Genomic DNA, 24,526 nt, shown 5'->3' on the forward strand with positions numbered 1-24,526 from the left:
CTCGATACGCTTTGAAAACTAGTACGCATCAACGTATTGTAATGTATATTGCATCGTTTAGAATGGAAATACAAGTTCAATTTAATTCAGAAACTTCTGAAATTTGGACTGAATGAAGAAAAACGATCGATAAATCCGATGCAGCAGCCAGTTTAGCCCTTTTCAGTCACTGATCTGGTCAAATCTGTTTAAGTCGGATTCCTCGAGAGAGTGAATTCAACAGTCAATATAGTGAACCTTCTGAGCCAGTTATTTCGGGAAGCTCTATGAAATCGATCTCTCTTTTACTGCTGCAGATTTTCTGTCTGACAGCTGTCTGCACATCGTATCCCGGTTCTGCTGAAGCCGCGGAACTGGTCGGGTACCTTCCCCGACAGGCGAAGACGATTCAACTCACCGACCCCGATGCCTGTCAGCAGCTGCTGGTAACATTGGAAGATGATCAGAAAGGGACCCAGCGCGATGTGACACGGAAAGTGAAATATGTCCCCTTTCCTGTAGGAATTGTCAAAGTGACTTCCACAGGTTTTGTGACGCCGCTATCCAATGGCACTGCCACCGTCACAGCCCGGTTAGATGAAAATCTGACGGTAAAATTTCCGGTGGTAGTTACTTCTTTTGAAAAACAGCGACCTGTTAATTTTTATAATGACGTGATTCCACAACTGACACGGGGTGGATGTAACAGTGGAGCCTGTCATGGCACGCCTTCCGGAAAGAATAATTTTCATCTTTCCCTGCTTGGTTTTGAACCAGCCAATGATTTCGAATACCTCACGAAAGAATCACTGGGACGCCGCGTTTCTGCCGCGGCACCGGAAACAAGCTTGCTGCTTCGTAAAGCAACGGGTGAGCTTGCTCACGGTGGTGGAAGTCGCTTTAAAAAGGGAGGCGCAGAATACAAACTCATTAAGCGCTGGATACAGGAAGGAATGCATTATGATCCTGAGACCGGCCCGACTGTCAAACACATTGAAATCTATCCTCAGAATCGTGTGCTCCCGTTACATGCGAAGCAGCAGTTGACGGTTACCGCTTACTTTTCAGATGGAACAACACAGGACATTACCCGTGTCGCAGAGTACAAGCCGAACCAGCCCAAGATGTCTGAAGTAGATCATCATGGACTGGTAACACTCAAAGACATGACGGGCACCACATCGGTCATGGTTCGCTTTCAGGAACATGTTGCCGTCTTCATGGCAACCATTCCTTTAGGAAAGCCGACACCCAACCTGCCTGAACCGACGAACTTTATCGACAAGCATATTTTCGCCAAATTAAAAGTTCTGGGACTGCCCCCCTCAGAAAATTGTGATGACTCCACGTTTCTGCGACGCGTCACCCTCGATATGACAGGGAGAATTCCGACACTCGCACAGACCCGCGAATTTCTATCAGACAATCGTCCCGATAAACGGGCGCGAAAAATTGACGAACTGCTGGACAGTCCCGGATACGCTGATGTGTTCGCCGCCAAGTGGGCAGGAATTCTACGCAATAAAGCGGGGAGAAATCTGGAACAGATCGCGCGGGAAACATTCGCTTTTCATTCCTGGATCCGCAGCAGTATTTCTTCCAACAAGCCTTATAATCAGTTTGTCACCGAACTGGTGACGGCACGAGGTAAATCGGGAACCAATCCCGCTGTCTCCTGGTACCGGGCTGTAAAAGACCCTAAAGACCAGATGTCTGATATAGCCCAGGTTTTTCTGGGTGTGCGAATTCAGTGTGCCCAGTGTCATCATCATCCCTATGAAAAATGGAGCCAGGATGACTTCTACGGATTCCAGGCTTTCTTCACGACAATTGGTCGAAAAGAAGTCTATAAACTACCGGAAGATGACACGATCTTTCACAAACGCATGGTTGCCGTCGCGAAAAACCCCAATACTGACCGCGAGTTGAAACCGACTCCACTGGACGGAGATGCTTTGGACATCCCAGCCCATCGCGATCCACGAATCGATCTGGCAGACTGGATTTCCTCAGCCGAGAATCCTTTCTTTGCCCGAATGCTCGTGAACCGTTACTGGAAACATTTCTTCGGCCGCGGGCTCGTCGAACCGGAAGATGATATTCGGATTACCAACCCAGCCACTCATCCGGAACTGCTGGACGAACTTGCTGAATCATTTGTCAAATCGAATTATGATTTGAAGGAATTATGCCGCGTAATTTGTAACAGTCGCACCTATCAGTTCAGCTCTTTTCCCAATAAATACAATCAGGATGACGACCAGAACTATGCCCGCTACTACCCGCGCCGCTTATCCGCAGAAGTCATGCTGGATGCGATGAACGATGCCGCCGGCGCAAAGAACAATTTCAATCATCAACCTGTGGGCGTTCGTGCGGTGGCGTTACCTGATGACTCTGCGAATGTGGAATCATTTTTCCTGCGAGTCTTTGGTCGTCCGCAGATGGATACCGCCTGCGAATGTGAACGCACAGCCAACGCGGACCTGGCGCAAAGCCTGCATTTGATCAATTCTGACACCATGCAGAGTATTCTGTCTGCTTCTGATGGCAGAGCCATACAACTGGCACGCGACAAATCAAAAGATGACCAAACCCACATTACAGAACTCTATTTGCTCGCCATGTCGAGGCAACCGACCCAGGATGAGCTGGATACGGCTTTGGCTCATCTGGCTAAGAAACGTCAACAGGCTGCAGCAGATCCCAAAAAAACATCTGAAGAACAGGCTGTGAAAGAAGCTTACGAAGATATTATCTGGGTGGTCATCAATACTAAAGAATTTTTATTCAACCATTAAACAAAATGAATCATATAAAAATGAAGCCGATCAATCGTTTGAGTTTATGTGGCTGTTTCTTCTCAGTGCTGTTGTTTCTGTTACATCAGCAGATAATTTCCGCGCAACTGCCGACCGCTGATCTCAGACAGATCAGGCCATTCGCTGCCGCTGCAGGAAAAACGGTCAAGGTGTCAGTCATCGGATCGAATCTGGATGATGCCAGTGAACTTCGTTTTTCACATCCGGGGATCACGGCCAAACCGGTGATGCTGCCTGCAGATGACATTTACCCGAAACCGCGCATTCAAGGCTCCCAATTTGAAGTCGTCGTTTCAGATGATGTTCCTCCCGGTATCTATGAAGTCCGTGCCGTCTCCTATTTTGGACTGTCCACAGCCCGCCCGTTTGTTGTGGCACCTGCTGACAGTCAGGAAGTCGATGAAACAGGGAACCATGCCAGCCGAGAAACAGCGCAGCCTGTTGAGGTAAATTCGACTGTTACCGGCAGTGTTCCTTCACGAGGCATCGACTGGTACCGGTTTCAGGCCAAAGGGAGACAACGGATACTCGTTGAGCTGATAGCTGAAAGAGTTGATTCCCGCCTGGATGGCCAGATCGTTGTTTATGATTCCGAAGGACGGGAAATCACCCGTAATCGTGACTGGTATGGACGTGACCCTTTTCTCGAACTCCAGTCAGAACAGGATCAGGAATATTTCCTGGCAATTTCTGACATACTTTACAGAGGCGGTTCAGAGCATTTTTATCGTCTGCATATTTCTGATCGCCCTCACATCGATTTTGTCTTTCCGCCTGCAGGAGAACCCGGATCTCGGAACGTCTATACCGTTTATGGACGCAACTTGCCAGGTGGAAGCCTGGGGAATGCTGTCGTATTGAATGGACAGAGACTGGAGTCCCTCGAAGTGGAAATCCAGCTTCCTGAAGTCGCTACTCCGCCTGACAGTTTTCAGCCTTGGAAGCCTCGACAGGGAATTCTGAATGGGCATGGATTCCAACTGGAGAATTCAAATTCAGTCAACATTGGCTTTGCCACGGCTCCTGTTGCTCTGGAAACCGCCGGAAAGGAAATACAAACCGTCTCTGTTCCTGTCGAAATTGCCGGGCAGTTCAATGAGCCCAATGAAGAAGACGTCTACCAGTTTCACGCCACCAAAGGTAAAACCTACTGTATTGAAGTCATTGCGGACCGGATGAAATCGAAGGTGGATCCTTACCTTGAAATTTTTCAGATCACGAAATCAAAGGACGGTGAAGTCACACGGAAAAAAATAGCCGAGAACGATGATTTGCCTTCATTTTTCAGTACCGACAATAAGGACGCGATCAATTTCGATACCGTGGATGCGGCAGCTTCATTTACTGCTGAAGCAGATGGATTATATGAAGTGGTCGCTTTGAATCAGTTCGGCGGTGGCAGCCCGGCCCATATCTATCGGCTGGCGATCAGAGAACCCACGCCTGATTTTCAGCTATTCGCTTCAACGGAACGAACGCTGCCGACCAATCGGACCGGTTACTCTGTCACCCCCCTGCTCAGGCGAGGTGCAAACTGGGGAGTCCGGATCGTCGCACCGCGACAGGACGGTTTTACAGGTGATATTGTTGTGACCGCAGAAGGTTTGCCGCAAGGCGTCAGCGCAAAGCCGCTGGTTCTGAGTGGTAAAACGGACCGCGGCGTGCTGGTGCTTTCAGCTGATCCCACAGCAAAGCGCTGGGCTGGGGAAATTAAGCTTGTGGGTAAAGCCCAGGTCAATCACAAACAGGCAGTTCGCGAAGCAAAGTTTGCCTCGCTGATCTGGGGACATATTTTCTCAGATTCGATTCGAGTACGCTCCCGACTGACAACGCAAATTCCGCTGGCTGTCAATGAAGATGAAGAGGCTCCAGTGGTGATCACACCCTCTGAAGAGAAGACCTGGACGGTGGAACTGAACCAGAAACTGGAAATTCCGATTCAATTAACCGGCAAAGGAATACGCAAAGGAAACCTGACGATTGAACCGAACGAATTGTTCGGCATGCTACGCCGCCCTCCCACGGTAAATATTGCCGAGAAAGAAACAGAGGGAACCCTGGTCATCGATTTCAAACCCAATGGGAACTTTAAAATTGAACCGGGTCAGTATCAGTTAGCTTTAATGGGGGTGGGCGTCACCCAATATCGCCATAACCTTCCCGCAAGTGAGGCAGCGACTGCCGAAGTGAAGCGTCTCGAAGAACTTATTAAAATGATCAAATCAGATGTCGAACTTACAAAAACGAACACTGAAAATTCCGAGTCTGCTCTGGAACAGGTGAAACAGAATGCGGAGCAACTGAAGCAGACGCAGGAAGATTACGCTACTTCTTTAAAAGCAAACCAGACTGCAGCAGATCGATTGAAACGAGCGGAAACCGCGCTGGCACAAGCAATTGCCAAGGCGAGTTCAACAGAAAAAAAAGCCGTGGCTGCGGATAACAAATTTGCCGCCTGGTCCAAACTCATCACAGTCAATGTGACAAAACCCGCTGAGAAATAAGCTCCCTTCAATTCTTCGAATTTCTCGCTTTTCAAGCGGCGTAACTGTAATTCCGAAATAGATCATGTTCATTTTTAAATTTTAGACTGTGTCCAGTTTTACTGTAGCGTCTCCAGGGCCATTTGGACCGAGTATCATAGATTGAGAGACGCTATGGTTAAATGTGATGCGCTCTAGAATTCCTGTTTAGATTCATTGCTGTTTTCAGAACCTGTGCTGCGCACATCTTTTCGACAGAATTTTACGACACTGCGACAAATTGTCTTCAGCGAACACTCCCCTGAGGACACATATGATGTTTTCATTCCATTCACAGAAACCAGCAGGCATGTGAGATTCTTTTCTGATTGCATTTCCCCTTATTTTCCGGGAGTTCTCCGTCTAAATGCTTAGCAGGCAGGACTTAAAGAGCATATCCATCAACGTTTTCAATCCCTCTGAATCCACAAGGACAAAGCAACGCATGTTCCTGATCTTACTCTTAACCTCGAAGGTATAGCGTCTTTTCAATGGAAGCGCGTAGACAGAAAGTAATGGCTTGCTGATAATATCTTTGAGGTTGTTGATTTTAACCTGACAGGTTGCCTCACCCGAATGCGCAGACTGAAAGAGGAGTTCGCCAGATAGAAAAGTCTTTCTAACTGGTCACAGAGTCGATCAAGACTCTCATCACTGATTAAAAATCTGGATTAATTATTTTCGTGAATGTGAGAAGACAATGACGACAGAATCAAATCGTGTCCAGATGGTGGAGACAGGAAATCCAGCATTAGACACCATTCTTGAAGGTGGTTTGACATCCGGTCGGGTCTATTTAGTGGAAGGTGACCCGGGTACGGGCAAAACCACCCTCGCCCTCCAGTTTCTGCTGGAAGGAGCTAAAAATGGACAGACGGGTCTATACGTCACGCTGTCTGAAACCAAAGAAGAACTCGAGGCGGTTGCCGCTTCGCACGGTTGGAGCATGCAAGAAATTGAGGTCTACGAACTGGTTGATTCGAGTGAACTGGTTGACTCCAATGCCTCACAGTATTCCATGTTCGAACCTTCCGAAGTGGAATTAAGTAAAACAATCCGCGGGGTACTGGAGCACGTGGAACAGAGTAAACCCACGCGAGTCGCCTTCGATTCACTTTCGGAAATGCGGCTGCTGGCACAGAGTCCTCTTCGCTATCGACGCCAGATACTGGCCCTCAAACATTTTTTCACCGGTCGCAACTGCACGGTGCTGATGCTCGATGATAATACCGCACAGGATGCGGATCAGCAATTGCAAAGTATTGCACATGGCGTCATACGCCTGGAACACATGATGGGAGATTACGGTGGTGAACGTCGCCGCTTGAGAGTGATAAAGCATCGAGGCCAGAAATTTCAGGGAGGCTATCATGACTTTCAGTTGCTGACGGGGGGGCTGAATCTGTTTCCCCGCAAGGGGCAGCCACAACCGATTGAAAATGCGAATTTCCCCCTTATCTTGAGTGGAAACGAATCGTTAGACCACCTGGTAGGCGGCGGTCTCTCCCCCGGAACCAGTACCCTGCTGCTGGGACCGGCAGGGGTCGGTAAATCGTCCACTGCCATGCTGTATGCAATTTCCGCTGCCAGTCGGGGCGAAAAAGCGGTCTTTTTTATTTTCGATGAAACGCGTGAAGTCCTCCTGGAGCGTGCAGCCAGTTTAAACATGCCACTTCAGAAATACCTGGAGTCAGGGAATATTCTTATTCATCAGCTGGATCCCGGTGAATTACTGCCCGGAGAGTTTGCCTGTCAGATTCGAGAAGCGATCCAGCCCAGCGAAGATGGCCGGCGGGTTTCTGTCGTGGTCATCGACAGCCTGAATGGTTATATGAACGCAATGCCTCACGAGCATTTTCTGATCGTGCAGATGCATGAAATCCTCAAGACTTTGGCCAAGCAGAAAATACTGACATTTCTTGTTGTTGCCCAACATGGGATGCTGGGGCATATGGCTACTCCCGTCGACGCCAGTTACCTGGCAGATGCAGTCATTCTGTTTCGTTATTTTGAAGCGACAGGAGAACTGCGGCAGGCGATTTCAGTAGTAAAAAAACGGACGGGCTCTCATGAGCGCACTATACGTGAATTTCAAATGCGGGATGGTGTCATTCGAGTTGGTTCACCGTTAGACGAATTTCAGGGAATCCTCAGTGGTACCCCCACTTTCACCGGAAAAACCTCAAAGTTACTGGGAAAAGAGCATGAGTAAAGAATCAGTGACAGAGGATTCCGACAGTCTCTGTGTGCTGATTCTGGCTCCGACCCCCAAGGACAATGAATTTTGCGTCCAGGTGCTGGAAGATGCTCGAATTAAAACACGCGTGTGTACCAGTCTGAAAGGTCTCTGCGAGCAGGTTAACCAGGGGAATGCTGCTGTCGCACTGATCGCAGAAGAATACCTGAAAGCTGATCAGAATGGTCTGATACCGGACTTACTGTCAAACCAGCCGGCATGGTCCGATCTTCCCATCGTTGTTTTACTGATCGCCGGTGAGCATGCCTCGCCTTCACTTAATCGGTTACAGGAACTGGGGAACATTACGCTGATTCGGCGACCGGTTCGGATTGCGGTATTTATCAATACGATTCGGGCCAATCTTCGTGACCGGCAACGCCAATACAGTGTGCGAAACCTGCTGAAAGAACGGAACGATGTTAATCAGAATCTGGAGATTCAGCAAAGACGCTTTTCGCTGGCCTTGAAAGCAGGAGGCATGGCCGCTTGGGAACTGCAGAATGAGAAACTGTACTGGTCGGATGCGATTTATGATTTACTGGGCTTGCCTCGCGGTGAACCTGTCACACTTGAGCGTTTTTATTCCGTGATTCACCCTGAGGATTTACCGAAGCTCCAGGATGTCTGGGAAGCGTCCGTCAGGAAAAGACAGTCTTTTGAAGAGGAATTTCGTATCCTTTACGCTGGTAAAGAACAGAGATGGATGGAATTAATGGGCGAATCTGTAGAATGGGAACTGGGAAACCCCGGTCATTTCGCCGGCCTGTTCTGGGATATTACAGCGGAAAAAGTTCAGGAGAAACGGGAACAGCGTGCAGCTGAAATTGAACGGTTTCTGAGTGAAGCAACGATGACACTTGCCGCTTCGCTTGATTTTGAAACCACACTGGAAAGTGTTACCTCATTGTGTGTGCCCACCTTAGGAGACTGGGCCATCCTGGAGCTGATCAGCGATGATCATACGATTCGACGCATGAAAATCGCTCATGCGGATCCGGCAGCGTCTCCTCTGGCAGATCAACTGATGCAAACCATTTCGAATCCTCAGATGCAGCAGCATTCCAGTCCACATTTGTTCGGAAACGAAACCATTTTTGTTGAGAACATGACAGAGGAATTGCTCCGGGAAGTCGTTCCAACCTCAGAACAACTGCCTGCACTGCGGGAATTAGGTGCTCAGTCATTAATTGTGGTCGCTTTGGGAATCCGTGATCAGCAGTTTGGAGTTTTAACGCTGATTCAAACCAATGCGGCGTCTCGCCATAAAACCAGTGACTTCAAGACGGCCGAAGAGCTGGCGCGGCGGGCATCCATCGCGATTGACAATGCCCGGTTATATAAAATTGGACAACAGGCGAGCGCTGCCAAAAGTGAATTCGTTGCCAACATGAGCCATGAAATACGCACTCCCATGACAGCAGTCCTGGGCTATGCCGATTTACTTGCCGGTTCAGAAAATGATCCAGTAAAGCTGAAACACCTGCGCATGATTCAGAAAAACGGAAGTTTCCTGCTGGATATCATCAATGATATTCTGGACCTTTCTAAAATCGAAGCAGGTAAGATGGAATGCGTAACGGAGAGATTTGCCGCGAATGAGCTCATCGCAGACGTGTATTCGATGATGCAGGTACGCGCCGTAGAAAAGAAACTCGATTTCAGTGTCGAATACGCAACGACCATTCCCAGTCAGATAGAAAGCGACCCGAAACGCTTGAAACAGATCCTGGTGAACCTCGTTGGTAATGCGGTCAAATTCACCACCGAAGGTTCAATACGACTTGTCATTTCATATGTAACCTCAGGTGAGTCGCCTGTGATCCAGTTTGATGTCATCGATACCGGGATTGGGATTACGGAAGCACAGCTTTCTCAGCTGTTTCAGGATTTCTCCCAAGGTGACACTTCTGTCACTCGTGCTTTTGGTGGAACGGGACTGGGGCTTGCCATCAGTGCGCGGCTGGCCCGCATGCTGGGAGGAAGTATTGAGGTTACCAGTCAACCCGGTTCAGGTACTACGTTTACCTGTAAAATCAGTGCCGGGTTAGTCGATTCTGCTCCGTTAATTCATCCGGTGAAAAAACATAACACTACTACTGAAACGCCGGAGTCACAGGAAACGCAACCCGCTTTGTCCTGCAATGTACTGGTCGTTGATGACCGACGAGATATCCGTTATCTCGTCAAACAGTTTCTGATAAAATCAGGTGCCGAAGTGGAATCGGTCAATGATGGGCTCGAAGCAATCGAACGGGTAGAACGCGGACAGAATTCATTTGACATGATTCTGCTGGATATGCAGATGCCAAGACTGGACGGATATCAGACAGCAGAACGACTTCGCAGTCTCGGTTTTAAACGACCGATCATTGCACTCACGGCTGACGCCATGCACGGCGATATGAACCGGTGTCTCGCGAGTGGTTGTGATGCCTTTCTCAGCAAGCCAATCAACACGAAAGAACTGATTGAAATTGTGGCACGGTACACACAGTAAACGATGTGCACCGACTATTATCATGCGAATTTCAGGATCAGGGATATAATCCGCGTGCCAGTTTTGCCTGGGAGACGCGTTCGACCCCCTCAATCATGGCAGCGGTCCGCATATCAAACTGATTCTTTTGTGCGCGATTCAAAGTCCTATGAAACGCGTCTTTGAGAATCGACTTCAAGCGCTGGTTCACTTCTTCGAGCGTCCACATATAGTTTTGCGTATCCTGCACCCATTCAAAGTAGGACACGGTCACGCCACCGGCGTTCGCCAGGATGTCTGGCAGGATAAATACGCCTTTTTCATTAAGCACTTCATCTGCTTCCAGAGTCGTCGGACCGTTCGCCCCTTCTGCCAGCAGTTTGCATTGAATGCGGTCGGCATTCTCTGCAGTAATCTGATTCTGCAGCGCTGCCGGCACCAGAATATCACACTTGAGTTCCAGCAGTTCCTCATTGCTGATTTGATCTCCTTCAGGATAACCTTCCAGAAACCGGTTTTTGGCTACATATTCCAGCAGTGAGGGCATCGATAACCCGTGTCGATTATAAATGCCCGTCGTGGCATCACTCACACCAATGAGCTTCACTCCCAGTTCGCTCAGGAACAGGGCGGCATGACTGCCGACGTTTCCGAAGCCCTGTACCACGGCCGTGCATTCACTCAGATTCATCTTCAGGTGTTTCGCGGCTTCCTGGATCAGATAAACCACACCGCGTCCGGTGGCTTCATTTCTGCCGCGGGCTCCCCCCAGTACCAAAGGTTTTCCGGTAACAACTGCAGGAACAGTGTAACCTTTTTCCTGGCTGTAGGTATCCATGATCCAGGCCATGACACGTTCGTTCGTTCCCATATCGGGGGCTGGAATATCTTTCTCGGGACCGATAATCGGGCTGATTTCTGTCGCGAATCGCCTGGTCAACCGCTGCAGTTCATGGCTCGTCAACCCGGTCGGATCAATGCGAACCCCGCCCTTCGCTCCCCCGAACGGGAGGTGCACCAGCGCACATTTCCAGCTCATCCACATGGCCAGCGCAGAGACTTCTCCCAGGCTGACATCCTGGTGATAACGGATCCCCCCTTTCGTGGGCCCCATCGTCAGAATATGCTGGACTCGATAACCGAAGACGGTTTCCACCTCCGTGTAATGATCCCGTCTGAAAGGTAATGTGACCACCAGTGTTCGCTGCGGGAATAACAGCCGCTGCCTGATATTATCATCCAGCCCCATGAATTGAGCTGCTTTCAGAAACTGTCGCTGGGCCAGACGAAACATGGGAGAATCCCATTCTGCGTCGCGTACCCTTGTCCGTTCAATCGCATATCGTATCGACCGGATCAGTGAAGTTCTGCTGAGCTGCGTCTTCACCAGGTAGTCCTGGGCACCGGCTTCGACCGCCTTGGCAGCCAGTTTGATATCATCCAGACTGGTCACAATCACAATCGGTATCGCGGGGGCAAACGAACGAACCCTGATGAAAGTATCCAGATCCTCACTGTCGGGAAGAGTCAGATCGAGGAGCACCATATCTACCGAAGCCGCATCCAGCTGATTCAATCCGGCCTGCAACGTTCCGGCAAATTGAAGTTGAAAGACCGGGGATTTTGATTCAGCCAGCAAGGTTTTTACCAAACCGACATGAATGGGATTGTCTTCAATCAGCAGTACTTTCACTGTATTCCCAGATGCAGTATTCATGACTCATTCCTTTTCAGAGGTAGTTGACTCAATGTGGTTGGCGACTGCCGGAAGCAAACGGTCGAATTCCCGGTCCAGGTTCTCTAATGCCTCTCTGGCTTCGCTCAGTTTTTTCTCTTTCCCAAGGATTTCCAGCTTCAGCGCCGCTGCGGCAGCAGGATGCGCTTCAAACAGGGCAGCCGAACTTTTCAATGTGTGGGCCGCGCGTCTGAGCGACTGCGCGTCATTCTCTTTCAGTGCTTCTTTGATTTCTGATAATAAGCGAGGTGCTTCGGTCAGAAAGATCTGTCCAAGTTCATTAAGTGCTTCAGCAGGAATTTCAGACTTTTCCATCGCCTGCTGCCAGTTAATGATTCTCTCCGTATCGATGTCGTTCGATTGTTCTTGTTCTCCGGCTGTTGAATTGCTGTTTGAACCACTCACTGTCTCGCCCTCGTTTTTTATTTCCGGAATTATGATTTCTTCAGTGAGAGCATCTGCTGAAGTAAGATGCAGACATTCTTCCATGGTCGAATACAGTTCTCTGACACGAACCGGTTTGGATACGTAACCGTCCATACCTGCTTCCAGGCAACGTTCGCGATCCCCCTTCATGGCATGTGCGGTCATCGCGATAATGGGCACATGCTCTCCTGTTTCCTGTTCGTATTCTCGAATCTGTCGCGTCGCTTCCAGACCATCCATTTCGGGCATCTGCACATCCATCAGAATCAGATCAAAGTCGCGAGACTTCCTCTCCGCAACGGCATCACTGCCATTCAGAACGACAGCGATATCATGGCCATGTGGTTCCAGCAGAGCGAGCGCCAGTTTCTGGTTTACCAGACTGTCTTCCGCCAGTAATATCTTGAGGGGTGGGATCCGCCGTGCCAGATCTGTTGTCGCGGTCCGGACATGATGCTGGGGTGTTCCATTCATTCCCAGTGTTTCGGCAATCGAATTGAACAGTTCGGATTGTTTCAAAGGTTTAATCAGATGGGCGGCTATCCCCAAATCTTTGCAGCGGGAGATTTCCCCCTGACGGTCACTGGAAGTAATCATCATGATGACAGCGCTGCCGAGTGTGGAATCCTGCTTAATGGCTTTCGCGACAGAAAATCCGTCCATGACAGGCATATTCGCATCAACCAGCACCAGGTCAAAGGGTTGCTTCGCCTGCTGACTGGCATGCATGACATCCAGAGTATCACTGCCACGATTGATGGATTGCGTCTGCATATTCCAGCTGCCCAGCATTTCTTCAAGAATCTGACAATTCGTGTGATTGTCATCAACAATCAGAACCCGCAAACCATCAAGCTCCGCTTTCAGCAGTGGTTCGTTCGCGGGAACTTCTTCCTCTGTTAATTCGAAGCGTGCGGTAAAATGAAATTCACTCCCCTTGCCGACTTCACTGTTCACCCAGATCTTTCCGCCCATCATTTCAATCAGACGCGAGGCAATTGCCAGCCCCAGCCCCGTACCGCTGAAACGGCGGGTCATCGATTCATCGACCTGTTCAAATGCCTGGAAGATCTGTTGCTGTTTCTCTTCGGGGATCCCGATGCCTGTATCGCGGACAACAAAATGCAGTTGCAGTTCATTCTTTGACTGGAAATCGTAATTCACATCCAGAACAATTTCGCCTTCCTCTGTAAATTTAATGGCATTCCCGACCAGGTTGACAATGATCTGCCGCAGTCGGAAACGGTCACCAACGATCGTATCAGGGACATCTGCGTCGAGGTGGAATGCCAGTTCCAGATGCTTATGATGGGCGCGGACTGCGAGAGACCTCATGGTATCCCCCAGATTTTCCCTTAGATGGAACGGCGCTTTCTCAAGATCAAATCGTCCCGCTTCAATTTTGGAGAAATCAAGAATATCATTGATCACCGAAAGCAACGATTCCCCCGATTCCTGCACCATCGTCAGATACTCGCGCTGCGTGGAATTCAGTTTCGTTTCGAGCAGCAGTTCTGTCATCCCAATGACCGCATTCATCGGAGTGCGAATTTCGTGACTCATGGTTGCCAGAAATGCGCTTTTCGCACGACTGGCAGCTTCGGCGGCTTCCTTCGCCTGCCTTAATTCTACATCTGCCTGTTTTTCCTCAGTAATATCATGAATAAAGGCAGCGAACAGAAACCCGTTTCCCTGAGGCACTGGTGTAATAGTCAGCTCGACAGGAAATTCGTGGCCATCCCGATGCATGGCAGAAAGTTCCAGCCTCTTGTTCAGCAAAGGACCCTCGCCTGACCGGAGATAATGTTCTAATCCATGAACATGCTTGTGCCAGTACCTTTCGGGCATAATCGTCTCTTCCAGAGAGCGACCAATGGCTTCTGCAGGAGACCAGCCAAATGTCATCTCCGCCTGTTCATTCCATTCACAGATAATGCTCTTCTCACTGATCCCCACAAAGGCTTCATGGGTGGTTGCCAGAATTGCACGGTTCTTTTTATCTCTTGATTCCAGTTCTTCCTGGTTAGCACGGGACTCGGTAATGTCCCGCATCACAATCACACCACCCCGTAATTCACCACGATCATTCCTGAGAGGTCGGGCTGTCACATTGATCCAGGTCCCCTCCGGTATATCCGGATTCTCAAGATACAACACGACTTCATCCAATGATTCTCCCCGCATCGCACGGGCCAGGGGTAAATCCCTGGAGGGGCACATGGTTTTTCCATCTGCCAGATAACATCCATAAATCTGCGACCACTTGTCCGGATCCACATTCTGCGGACCGATTCCTACAATCTGCTCGGCAGCCGGATTCCAGAATACCGAATTACCATCCTGATCCGCAACGATCACGCCATCGCCCATACTGTCCAGAATGGATTGCAGAATCCGAGACTGTCGCCTGAGCTGTTTCTGTGAAGTTTTTAACTCAGCGGTCCGCTGTTCAATTCTGTCTTCCAGCTCTTCACGTGAAGCCGACAGCTCCTCTGCCATATGATTAAACGCAGCTCCGAGCATCCCGACTTCATCTGATGAAGTAATGGGAACCCGGACATCCAGATCACCTCCCGCAATTTTTGCGGCGGAAGATGCCAGACCCAGTACCGGTCGGGTAAAGCGTCGTGCAACGAGAAATGAAACTGCCATCCCGAAAATAACCAGCCCTGCCTGCAGCAGCAGCAGCAGTTTGCGCAAATAAGTCACCGGCGCGTAAGCTTCGGCCAGACTTATTTTGGCAACCATTCCCCAAGGCGCTTCCAGATCCGGTTGATAATCAACGGGACGATACGAGACTAGAACCCGATCGCCTCTGTAGTCCATCACCTCTGATCCACTTTCGTCCTGTAGCGCTTTCGCCATGGCTGGTACATCAGAGAGTGGAACAGACCAGTCATCACTGTCGCGTGGCTGAAACAGATAGCGAACATGATCTCCCTGCTTGGTCGCAACCAGCAAATCACCAGTCTTCTGCAAGCCAACCCGATTCGTTAATATTTCTTTGAGTGGAGTCACATCCAGCCAGACCATGAGGACACCCAGCAGGGTTCCTGCTTCATCTTTCATCGGTGCGACCAGATAAGTGAGGTAGCGGCCATTGACCTCCTGTGGCAGATCCAGGCGTGGATGCTCTTTGCCTTCCAGAAAACCTGGGTCCCCGGCGTAGGTCTTACTCAAATAATCCTCATTGGTCGCAGTAATCACGGTTCCCTGTGGGTTCACAATCCACAGATCACGGAAACCGGATGTACTTCCAAATTTTGTATCCTCCAGAATTCGCTGCGATTGCTCACGAAACGAATTCAGATTAATCTCTCCCTCATTGAACTCCTCAATCAGTTCATGCAGACTGGTACGATTCGTCACCAGAGCCGCGCGTTCCAGCTGCTGCTTCACATATTCTTCAAACAGAGCGGCCCGATCTGTGACAACCAACTGCAGACGGAGATGAATATTATCATGAATAATATCGCGCGCGACAACATAGGCCAGATGCCCGAGGATCCCTCCGCTTAATACCACGACGGCTGCGACGAACAGAGTATTTTTCAACAACAGTGAGCGCCAGAATGAAGGCGCCTCATTTGTGAAAGTATGTTGTTTTGTTGCAGTAGCAACCTGTTCTCGATCTATGGAAGCGCACATGGAGCTGATCCTTCCTGACACATCACGATACCGGCGTCTGGACAGAATGGCTGTCATCCAGCCCCTCTCCAGGCGAGGCAATTTCATTGCAATCGTCGGACGACTGCAATCTGCAATTTATTGCATCGTATGCGTTTAGGTATATTCTATGCAGAAACCACTGTTTTGGAAATGGGTTGTTTAAAAGTTCGAAAGGATCTATCGGACTTTCGGATAGATTTCATCAATTCTGAGGAAAACCCGACGTTTCACAGATTGGAAGCAGTTAATTTGAGATTCAAACTGGCATCAGTATTTAAGCCAAAACACTATAATCCCACTTCCGTAAAACCCGGCAAAAGTAAGCAGCTTTAAGATTACAGATAGACAGATTCCCTTGAACTTTTCTTTGGAAAGCTGTGCTTCCAGCAGCCCCAGCGGAAGTGCCCCGATCGGACCAGCCAGAAAGGCCCATTCAAAAACCAGACTCAAACGTCGGCATAACAGAAAATACAGAATTGAAATGCCAGCAAACACCAGCAAAGGCAGGTAGTCGCGCCAGATCGTGCTCTGTTTCAATCTCCGGAACTGAACGACGGCCAAAACAGGATCGAAGGCAATATACAGACAGAGAGGCCAGGTAAAAACGAACTCTTCCATCCAGGCACTGATCCAGGTGGTCCCCAGGGCACCGCATACAAAAGCGAGCGTTCGATAACAAACGGTCCACGTCAACAGACGTCTCTCAGCTCGAACCAGACTCGCTGGCACCATCGCGATCAGCAGACTGGCCAGCAGCAATCCTATAGACCAGAAAAACCAGTTCCAGAGCCAGGCATGGGAAGGCAGGTCAAAGGCATACTCCGGTTCCACGGAAAGAATTTGACCCGCCCAGTCCACATATTGTTCCTGGGGGATCTCATCAACACGCAATGTCTTTTGCTGAGTCGGCAGTAATTCCGATTCCCCTACATAGATACAGGCCGCCCGCGACTGATTACGTATATAAACACAACCGCGATGCAGAATCGGCGGCGTCCAGGTCAATTCACCAGTCAGAACAGAACAGCGGGCCAGGATTTCACATTGCTCCGGATTGATTCTCAACAAAATCAGTTCGCCACGTTCGTTGAGCAAAATCAATTTGTCATCTGCGACGATGATTCCAGCCTGACCGATCTCGTCTGCAATATCATTGTTGGAACGTTCCGGCCTGCCGGACCCCTGCTCCCATAATTCATTTCCCGTCAGAAAGTCAATACAACGAAACTTTCCCCGTGAAGGACGCTGCGTTTTTGACTGCTGATCGAAAATATCAAAACCATAGATTTGATCGCCCACCAGAACACTCGAAAGCACATCATTAGACAGAGTCCGTGACCGCCAGATATTTTTAAGTGTTGTCTCTTTATCGAATTTGGCAGGAATTTCAAATAATTGAGAGCCTGCTCTAAAGGGAGCGGCAATCCATAAGTATGGCTCCCGGTAAATTGGCCAGGACGAATGTTCGTCGTATCCGTCTGACAGTTCCTGTTCCAGTAGTAATTCACCGGTTTTCAGATCGTGGAGTACCAGTGCATTTTCCAGATAACCCACAATCAGTTTTCGCCCCTTGCGGGTAATGGGCATGGCCGGGGTATAGCTGGCTGGTTGACTTCCCGACTGCCAGGCTGTTTTTCCATCTTTCAGATGCAAGGCAACCATGCTGGCCCCTGGACCTCCGACAGGCATCATCACCAGTTGATCGACGACCGCAGGCGAACAGGCGTAACCAAATCCGGTCCCCCCATCCCCCTTGAATTCGGTAACGAGATTGCGCGACCAGATTAATTTTCCGGTCGCAGCATCCAGGCATTCGAGTAGGCCACTGGGGCCAGCAAACAACAGACGCCCCTCTGCCAGTGTGGGTGTGGCACGCGGTCCCGGGTAAACTCCCGCCAGTTCGTAAGGCCAGTCATACCAATACTTCCAGATTTCTGTTCCCGAACGGGCATCCAGACAATAGACATACTGCCCCTGCAGATTCTGCCCCTGGGTATAGACTCGATTTCCTTTCGCAACAAAAGCAGAGTAGCCCTGCCCCAGCTCTTTCACCCACAGCACCGGAGGCCCTGCCGCAGGCCAGGTATCTGCCAGATGTATTTCAGGGGAATGTGCATCAAAATGAAGCCCCCTGACGGAAGGCCAACCGGCCTCTTTGGCATCTGCTGGTATAAATGGATTGGGAAGGTCTGTCTGTGCGAATACAGTTCCGGGAGAGGTCACCAGTGAGAGAAACAGTAGCCAGACTGTCTGACGCAGTTGAACAGTAATCCCCCGCGCAGGGGGTGAGAACTCATTCGCCACTGGCTGCTCATTAAAAAAATGAAAACGAATCTGAATTGAAAATCAGATATGTCAGGAATCAACTGCCGAAAGTTTGGAGAGCGCGTCAAGCGCTTGAATGGGAACGGTCATGGACGAATCCAGTGATTTCAAGGCATGCACAACAGGAGTCAGTATGTCTTGCAAATCCTCGTTATCAGAAGCCAGATGATGCAATACAAAACAGGCACCATCTCTGAACTCCGCGGGATCTTTGATTAATGCATGCAGAATCTCTGGCACCCCCTTTTCGTTTAATGCGATCAACGCATCGCCGGCTACCCATTTCACACTGGTATCATCTGTCAAAGCTTCTACTAATGCAGGCACTGCAGCCGGGTCGCAGATGGCTTCAAGCGATTTGGCTGCTTCCCAGCGCCGCATTTCGGAAGCACTTCCCAATGCTTCCGCCAATGCAGGGACCGCTGGCTTGCCAAGTTTTGTCAAACTCTTTCGTGCGGCCTGGCGCAATTCACTGTCTGAACTGTCAAGCTGACTGATCCATTCAGCAACCTGAGGATCTGCGAATTCTGTCTGATATGGTTTATCGGTCATCACCGTTTCTCCTGCTGATTAGACAGTTAAAATACTGAAAACTACAACAAGCGGTATTATAACATTTTTCGAATCAAAAATACACGATTCTTTCCTGTTTGGAATGCGAATACAGATCTCCCAGAATCCATCACCGTATCACAGTTTGCAATGATTGCTGTATCCCCGTTGAGTCATTACAATCAGGCAGATGGTTACTTAATAAGAATAATCGTACGCTGACAATGTAATCCGGTAAACGGCATGCCACATCGATTGAACAGACTTCTGGTTTTTCCGCTCCTGCTTCTTACGCTCAGTCTTCCGCTGCGTTGGGGGCACAGCCATGAAAGACTTCTGGGACAACAATTGGCTCAACGCATACAGTTGTTCCACCCGCCTTTTCAAAATCGATCACTCCCCTCTGGCTGGCATTCACACCCTCTCTTCCCCAGTGTTGTCCTGGAAGACCACGACCATACATTCGTCTTCACCAATTCTTCTGCCAGCGGATTTCAGTCACCTGTTGAGCACATGCATCCTGACCTTGAACCTGTTGATCCCGGCATCCCTGATTTTTTAGACCTTAAACCTGCTTCAGCGTAATCGTCTCGAAAGTCAGGCTTACAAAGCATGCAGCACGCAGACTTATCTGTATCTTCAGATTCTGCTCATTTAAAGCTGCGTAAATCACGAGCAGATATTACAAACCAACAATTGAATTTTTCTGTAATCCACCCACTTCAAGGAACGCCCATAATGAATTTGAATATAAGACTGATCATTTCCGCCTGTTTCACCCTGTTGGTCGGCATAATACTGGCATTTAATTCGTCTTCTTCCGTGCAGGCTGAACCAGCAAACGAGAAGAAAGATACAGGCGAACCGGTTGAGCCGGATATGCACGAGTTTATGGAATACGTTTTCCAACCCACTTACAAACGACTCAAACGGGCGATGGCTGCAGAACCTGCCGACAGAAATGCCTGGAAAACGATCAAAACCGACTCTCTGATTCTCGCAGAAGGGGGCAATCTGTTACTCCTGCATGATCCCGGAAAAAACCGTACAGAGTGGGACGCTCATAGTGTTCAGGTACGTAAAGCAGGTGGTCAGCTTTATAAATCAGCGAAAGCAAAAGATTTTAAAGCAGCTCAAATGCACTATCAATCCATGCTGAAAAACTGTAATGCCTGCCATCAGCAGTTTGCAGACGGCAAGCATCAGTTGAAACCCTGATCTCAAAACCGGTCCCAGATAATTCATTACCGCCTGTCTGCCTTCACCGGGCAGCAGGCGGTATTTGCACGATCTGTTTCATGCAGACTAAACCTGCCAGATCATGCAGATTACTCAGGCGTCCGCTTTGTCTCTTTTTCCGCGTGAGTTGCTTTACTGATGAGCTGCTTCAACCTGGACTGCGGGCACACCAGTTTTTTCGCGAGGATATCCTGCTCGGTAAATTTCGCCAGTAAGATTTCGCCATCCGTGGACCGATTACGATCATACGAAATGTAAATCGATCCATCCGGCGCCTGAAAACCATCGGGGTATGAAATTCCTTTTCGCTCATCTATCACCAGCCCGCCCTGCCAGGTCAAACCATCGTCGTCTGACAACCAGGCGCTTAACTGCACGCGTCCCTGATGGGAGTCAATCTTTTCTCCATGCTTGATGAGCAACAATCGGCCTGATGCCAGTCGACGGATATGGAATCGCGCATTAGGCTGACGGATTTGTGGAGGCAATGAAGGAGTCGCCCAGGTTCGACCGCCGTCTGTGGAAGTGGTCTGCATAATCCCTTTTCGGGTCCGCGCCAGCATCCAGAGAGAACCATCCTTGCGTTCGACGATCATATGTTCGTGCCAGTCCGGGTCAGGAAATACTGCCGCACCACGGTGTTGCCAGGTGGCTCCCTGATCGGTCGAAACGAAGACATTCGCACCACGCTGAGCGTCCAGTTCTTTAAAGCAGCCTTTAAACGGACCGAAACCGCTGCGCTGATCCAGCGAGATCGGCAGCATCCACTCTCCATGGGACAGCACTATTGGCTTGTTTAAAGTGACTCCATGCCAGATCCTGTGTGGTTTGGACCATTCAGGGTTTTCTGCATCCGGATTCTCGCAAACCGTCGCCCAGACCCCGGCCCGGCCATCAAACATATGCAGTGATTGATCAAAAATCAGCCATAGCCGCCCGAGGGGATCGGTCCAGAGATTGCCAACCAGAATACTGCGATCAATGGGATGATCCGGCGAATGGGAATCAAGGACCACACGCGGCCGCGACCAGCTTGCCCCGTCATCATCACTGGAGGCAAGTACAAAAAAAGCCTTGGGACTGTCGCCACCCGCCACCCAGCAGGCCCAGAGCCGCCCGCCAGGCGTTCTTTCGATGCCAATCGTCATCCCGTAATCAAGTTTGTCAGAATCATATTCAGGCAGCGGTGAAGTATTCACAACGGGCGGAACCAATGCCAGATCGGCCAGCCGTTCCATATTTTTAATCTCAGCCTGTTTCTCTTCTTTCGACCTGGGAGTCGCTTCAGTTACTTCGACGCTTGTGCCAGCCCCCATTACGAGTAACACCAGTTTCTGAAACCGCAGATGCTCCCCTTGTTTTACCTGTTTTCGCCAGGTAGTCACCCGATTGATTTCACCCGGAAAGAGCGGGAATTCCGGGAGATTCACTTTTTCAAATCCCTGTCGAATCAGATCGAGTTCTCGACTCGCCGCTCCTGGCCGTCGGGCAGGAGTCAGGGCGTACAGAGTTCCCGCATCACTACAAACCGCTTCATACCCTTCAATCGTTGTCTTGAGGAACTTCAGTCCTTTTAATAATTCAGGAACTTCCTGGAGTCTGTATTGACGATCGGTAAACAGCTCTACGCCCGGCTGCATGACGGCAGGCTGGACAACCGGTTTAGGTTTTTCCTTTCGTTGCATGCCCGCTTGAGAAGCAAAAACGCCCGTCTCTTCGAGTTTGCCAAACATGATCCGTTCTTTGCGGCTGGGCGAAGAATCTCCCTGTGTGACGCAGAGCCAGATGGCCCCCTCATACTCAGCGAATGTGGGATATTGAAAAGACTGAGGTGTTTCGAACCGATACTTACGTTGCCACGTCTTTCCATCCCGGGATACGTCGATGTTAAAGACACTGCGATTCACACCATCAATGCGGGTCGCTTCCTGCCAGCCCAGATAATACACGTCACCAAATTTGTCGAAAGTTGGTTTCGAATTCGTGCCATTGGGTACGGCAGTGACTGGTGTTCCCTCTATCCAGTTATGACCATCCTGACTGGTAGTGAAATAGTAATTGCGATCGCCGCCATCATTGCGACAGATGGCCATCCAGGTACCATCCGGCAGGCGATTAATGGCCGACTCGCTCAGTTGTGCGGACTGAGGTTCGTTGTAATGCCCGAGTACTTCAATCGTATCATGCTGATCATTGATGCGAGCGAGTGCATTCTGTTTTCCCGCAAAATTATTAATTGCGATATAAGTCTGGTCTCCCCAGTTCTTGAAGGAATCAAACAGATAGAGTCCGAAATCTTTTGCTGGTTTCCTGAATCCGCTTGCAACGGCATCTGAATGAAAATACTGTGGCTGCATGTCAAAGGTACCGGAGGCTATCTTCAGTTTGAGCTTCTGTATTTTGTTTTCAAATGCACGCGTAGAAAGATTGAAGTCGACAAACCAGGTTTGCGCCTGACGTTTGCCGGGTTGTTCACTGGCGAAAAAACAACGCAGGGTATTTTCATCGTGTTGGAGAATCCGGGGAACAAAACAGGCACCGACGGGCAATGTTTCATTTTCGTACTTCTGACTGCTGCGTGCGAAGGGAATGACGGCTTCGACTTTTAACGACTTGAGATTTACGATCGACATCGCACAATAGATTTCAGGCCAGCCGGCACTTTCACCGGCTCGGGTATCATTGACCTCAGCAACAATAAAGGCGTGATCGTCCCACAAGACCATTTCCGCATCGTGAGCCCCCTTTACCTGTTTGCCTGTGACTGGGATCAGCCGCTCCAGAACCTGATCTCCGGCAAGCGCAGCATCCCAGCCCGCAGGAACCAGGGGTTCCGCAGCAGTGCACAGTGAGACAATCAGAAAGAAGTGGACAGTGAATCCGAGCGCGTATTTCATGGGAGTCATTCTTTTCTATAGTTTTCAATGAATTAAATGCAGGTCTCTGTTATAACGTAATTAATTATGCGCAGTCGAGCAGTTTTCGAACAGTCAGACGTGTCGAGATAAAGCGTTTTGAGTGGTCTGCAGAGAAAAGTAAGAGGTGATGAGCACGAATTCAAATCAGGAATCACAGGCAACTTCGAGCGGCAGTCTGCCATCGTGGACGACCGGCGATCTGCCCGCGCCGCCTCCCTTTACACTTCGCAATTTATTTCGCACGATTGGTCCGGGAGCAATTTTACTGGCGGGTTCCATTGGGGGAGGTGAATGGCTCGTCGGACCGACCATTACGGTCAAGTACGGATTGGATATTCTGTGGATCGCCACAGTTGCGATTGTGCTGCAGTTGCTGTTTAACCTGGAAGCGATCCGGTACACACTTTATACGGGCGAGCCGATTCTGGTGGGAATCATGCGATTACGCCCCGGTTCCCGCTTCTGGGCCAGCGGTTATATCTTCGCCACCATTGCCCAACTGGGGGTTCCCGCGCTGGCAGCGGGTTGTGCTTCCGTACTGTTTGCCGCGTTTGCCGGTCATATCGCCGGCGAAGGTGATGCCACGTACCTCAGCTATTTAACTTATGTTGTGATCCTGGTGACGGTGGGCATTCTGCTTAGCGGCAAGACGATCGAACGCATGCTGGAATATTTTTCCTGGGCGATGATCGCATTCATTTTTTCGTTCCTGATCATTGTGAATGTCCTCTTCGTTCCACTCGAACACTGGCTGAAAACGTTGAGCGGATTCTTTCAGATTGGTCAAATCCCCGCGGATATCGATATCTTATTACTGGCAGCCTTTGCTGCGACCGCAGGCTCCGGAGGCATCGGCAATCTGGTGATCACCAACTGGTATCGCGATAAAGGCTTTGGCATGGGCAGCAGGGTTGGGTCGATTTCGAGTGCCTTCAGCCACAGTGAAGTACAGTTGTCCGCAACCGGTCAGGTATTTCCCATCACGGACGAGAATCTGAAACACTGGCGTTCCTGGTGGAAGTATGTGTCGGCAGACCAGATCTGGCTCTGGGGCATGGGTTGTCTGGTCGGTATGTTTTTGAACGTCAATCTGGCGACAGCCGTCATTCCGGAGCATACGGAGATGGATCACATGGCGGCAGGTGCATTCCAGGCCCGCTACATGGCGGAACATCTCTGGTCAGGTTTCTGGTGGATGGCGCTGTTGAACGGGTTCTGGGTGCTGATGTCGACTCACTTGAGCAATACCGATGTTTTGATTCGTACAGTGACCGATATCGTCTGGGTGGCCAGTCCGCAGGTACGTGAACGTCGCAGAATGAGTATCAGCCGGCTGTATTACTTTTTCCTGTTGCTTGCCACGATCTGGGGCCTGCTGGCTGTGAACTGGGGACATGCGCTGTCCCTGTTCAAGATTCTGGGAGCCGTCGCCGGGCCGGTACTGGCAATCGCTGCGGTACAGATTTTGATTGTAAACTCAACGCTGCTTCCCAAAGAACTGCAGCCTCACCTCTGGCGGCGCGGTGCTTTGATTTTGTGTGCGATCTGTTACGGATGTCTGTCACTGGCTCTGCTTTGGGACTTGTATTTATCGCTGAGATGAGCCAGACTGTACTGTACAAAG

Annotated in this window: 12 protein-coding genes; 6 read left to right on the forward strand and 6 right to left on the reverse strand. The window is 49.9% G+C overall.

The annotated features are described in order from the left end of the window. Positions 1-266: 266 nt before the first annotated feature. The 4 genes from Pan161_RS08835 to Pan161_RS08850 all read left to right on the forward strand — a co-directional run bounded on the left by Pan161_RS08835 (position 267) and on the right by Pan161_RS08850 (position 10,059). Positions 267-2,780, forward strand: a complete 2,514-nt coding sequence (locus tag Pan161_RS08835) for a DUF1549 and DUF1553 domain-containing protein (RefSeq protein WP_145225955.1) — start codon at positions 267-269, stop codon at positions 2,778-2,780. A 20-nt stretch (positions 2,781-2,800) separates the two neighbouring features. Continuing rightward, positions 2,801-5,305, forward strand: coding sequence for a hypothetical protein (locus tag Pan161_RS08840; protein WP_145225957.1), 2,505 nt, complete (start codon positions 2,801-2,803; stop codon positions 5,303-5,305). A 718-nt stretch (positions 5,306-6,023) separates the two neighbouring features. After that, positions 6,024-7,535 carry an ATPase domain-containing protein gene (locus Pan161_RS08845; protein ID WP_145225959.1) on the forward strand — a complete coding sequence of 504 codons (1,512 nt, stop codon included), beginning with the start codon at positions 6,024-6,026 and terminating at the stop codon, positions 7,533-7,535. Next, positions 7,528-10,059, forward strand: a complete 2,532-nt coding sequence (locus Pan161_RS08850) for an ATP-binding protein (protein WP_145225961.1) — start codon at positions 7,528-7,530, stop codon at positions 10,057-10,059. Before Pan161_RS08845 ends, Pan161_RS08850 begins: the two co-directional genes overlap by 8 nt. 37 nt (positions 10,060-10,096) lie before the next feature. Here the strand turns inward: Pan161_RS08850 and Pan161_RS08855 are convergent, their stop codons facing one another. The 5 genes from Pan161_RS08855 to Pan161_RS31220 all read right to left on the reverse strand — a co-directional run bounded on the left by Pan161_RS08855 (position 10,097) and on the right by Pan161_RS31220 (position 19,072). Then, positions 10,097-11,755, reverse strand: a complete 1,659-nt coding sequence (locus Pan161_RS08855; protein ID WP_145225963.1) for a Glu/Leu/Phe/Val dehydrogenase dimerization domain-containing protein — start codon at positions 11,753-11,755, stop codon at positions 10,097-10,099. Between the two features lie 3 nt (positions 11,756-11,758). Next, positions 11,759-15,847, reverse strand: a complete 4,089-nt coding sequence (locus Pan161_RS08860) for a response regulator (RefSeq protein ID WP_197995783.1) — start codon at positions 15,845-15,847, stop codon at positions 11,759-11,761. Positions 15,848-16,135: 288 nt separating this feature from the next. After that, positions 16,136-18,172, reverse strand: coding sequence for a PQQ-binding-like beta-propeller repeat protein (locus Pan161_RS08865; RefSeq protein WP_197995784.1), 2,037 nt, complete (start codon positions 18,170-18,172; stop codon positions 16,136-16,138). Positions 18,173-18,223: 51 nt separating this feature from the next. Continuing rightward, positions 18,224-18,745, reverse strand: coding sequence for a HEAT repeat domain-containing protein (locus tag Pan161_RS08870; protein WP_145225969.1), 522 nt, complete (start codon positions 18,743-18,745; stop codon positions 18,224-18,226). A 198-nt stretch (positions 18,746-18,943) separates the two neighbouring features. After that, positions 18,944-19,072, reverse strand: coding sequence for a hypothetical protein (locus Pan161_RS31220; protein WP_261342949.1), 129 nt, complete (start codon positions 19,070-19,072; stop codon positions 18,944-18,946). A 411-nt stretch (positions 19,073-19,483) separates the two neighbouring features. Between Pan161_RS31220 and Pan161_RS08875 the strand changes: the two genes are divergently transcribed. Next, complete coding sequence (locus tag Pan161_RS08875; RefSeq protein WP_145225971.1) at positions 19,484-19,963, forward strand: cytochrome c; 480 nt, start codon at positions 19,484-19,486, stop codon at positions 19,961-19,963. Between the two features lie 110 nt (positions 19,964-20,073). Here the strand turns inward: Pan161_RS08875 and Pan161_RS30490 are convergent, their stop codons facing one another. Continuing rightward, a complete protein-coding gene (locus tag Pan161_RS30490; RefSeq protein WP_197995785.1) occupies positions 20,074-22,881 on the reverse strand; it encodes a sialidase family protein in 2,808 nt (935 codons plus the stop codon). 148 nt (positions 22,882-23,029) lie between these two features. Here Pan161_RS30490 and Pan161_RS08885 point away from each other — a divergent pair, with 148 nt between their 5' ends. Further along, entirely contained in the window at positions 23,030-24,505 is a 1,476-nt protein-coding gene (locus tag Pan161_RS08885) for an Nramp family divalent metal transporter (protein WP_145225973.1), read from the forward strand. The last annotated feature ends 21 nt before the right edge of the window (positions 24,506-24,526 follow it).

It is taken from the genome of Gimesia algae (genome assembly GCF_007746795.1).
In the GTDB taxonomy this organism is placed as follows: Bacteria; Planctomycetota; Planctomycetia; order Planctomycetales; family Planctomycetaceae; genus Gimesia; species Gimesia algae.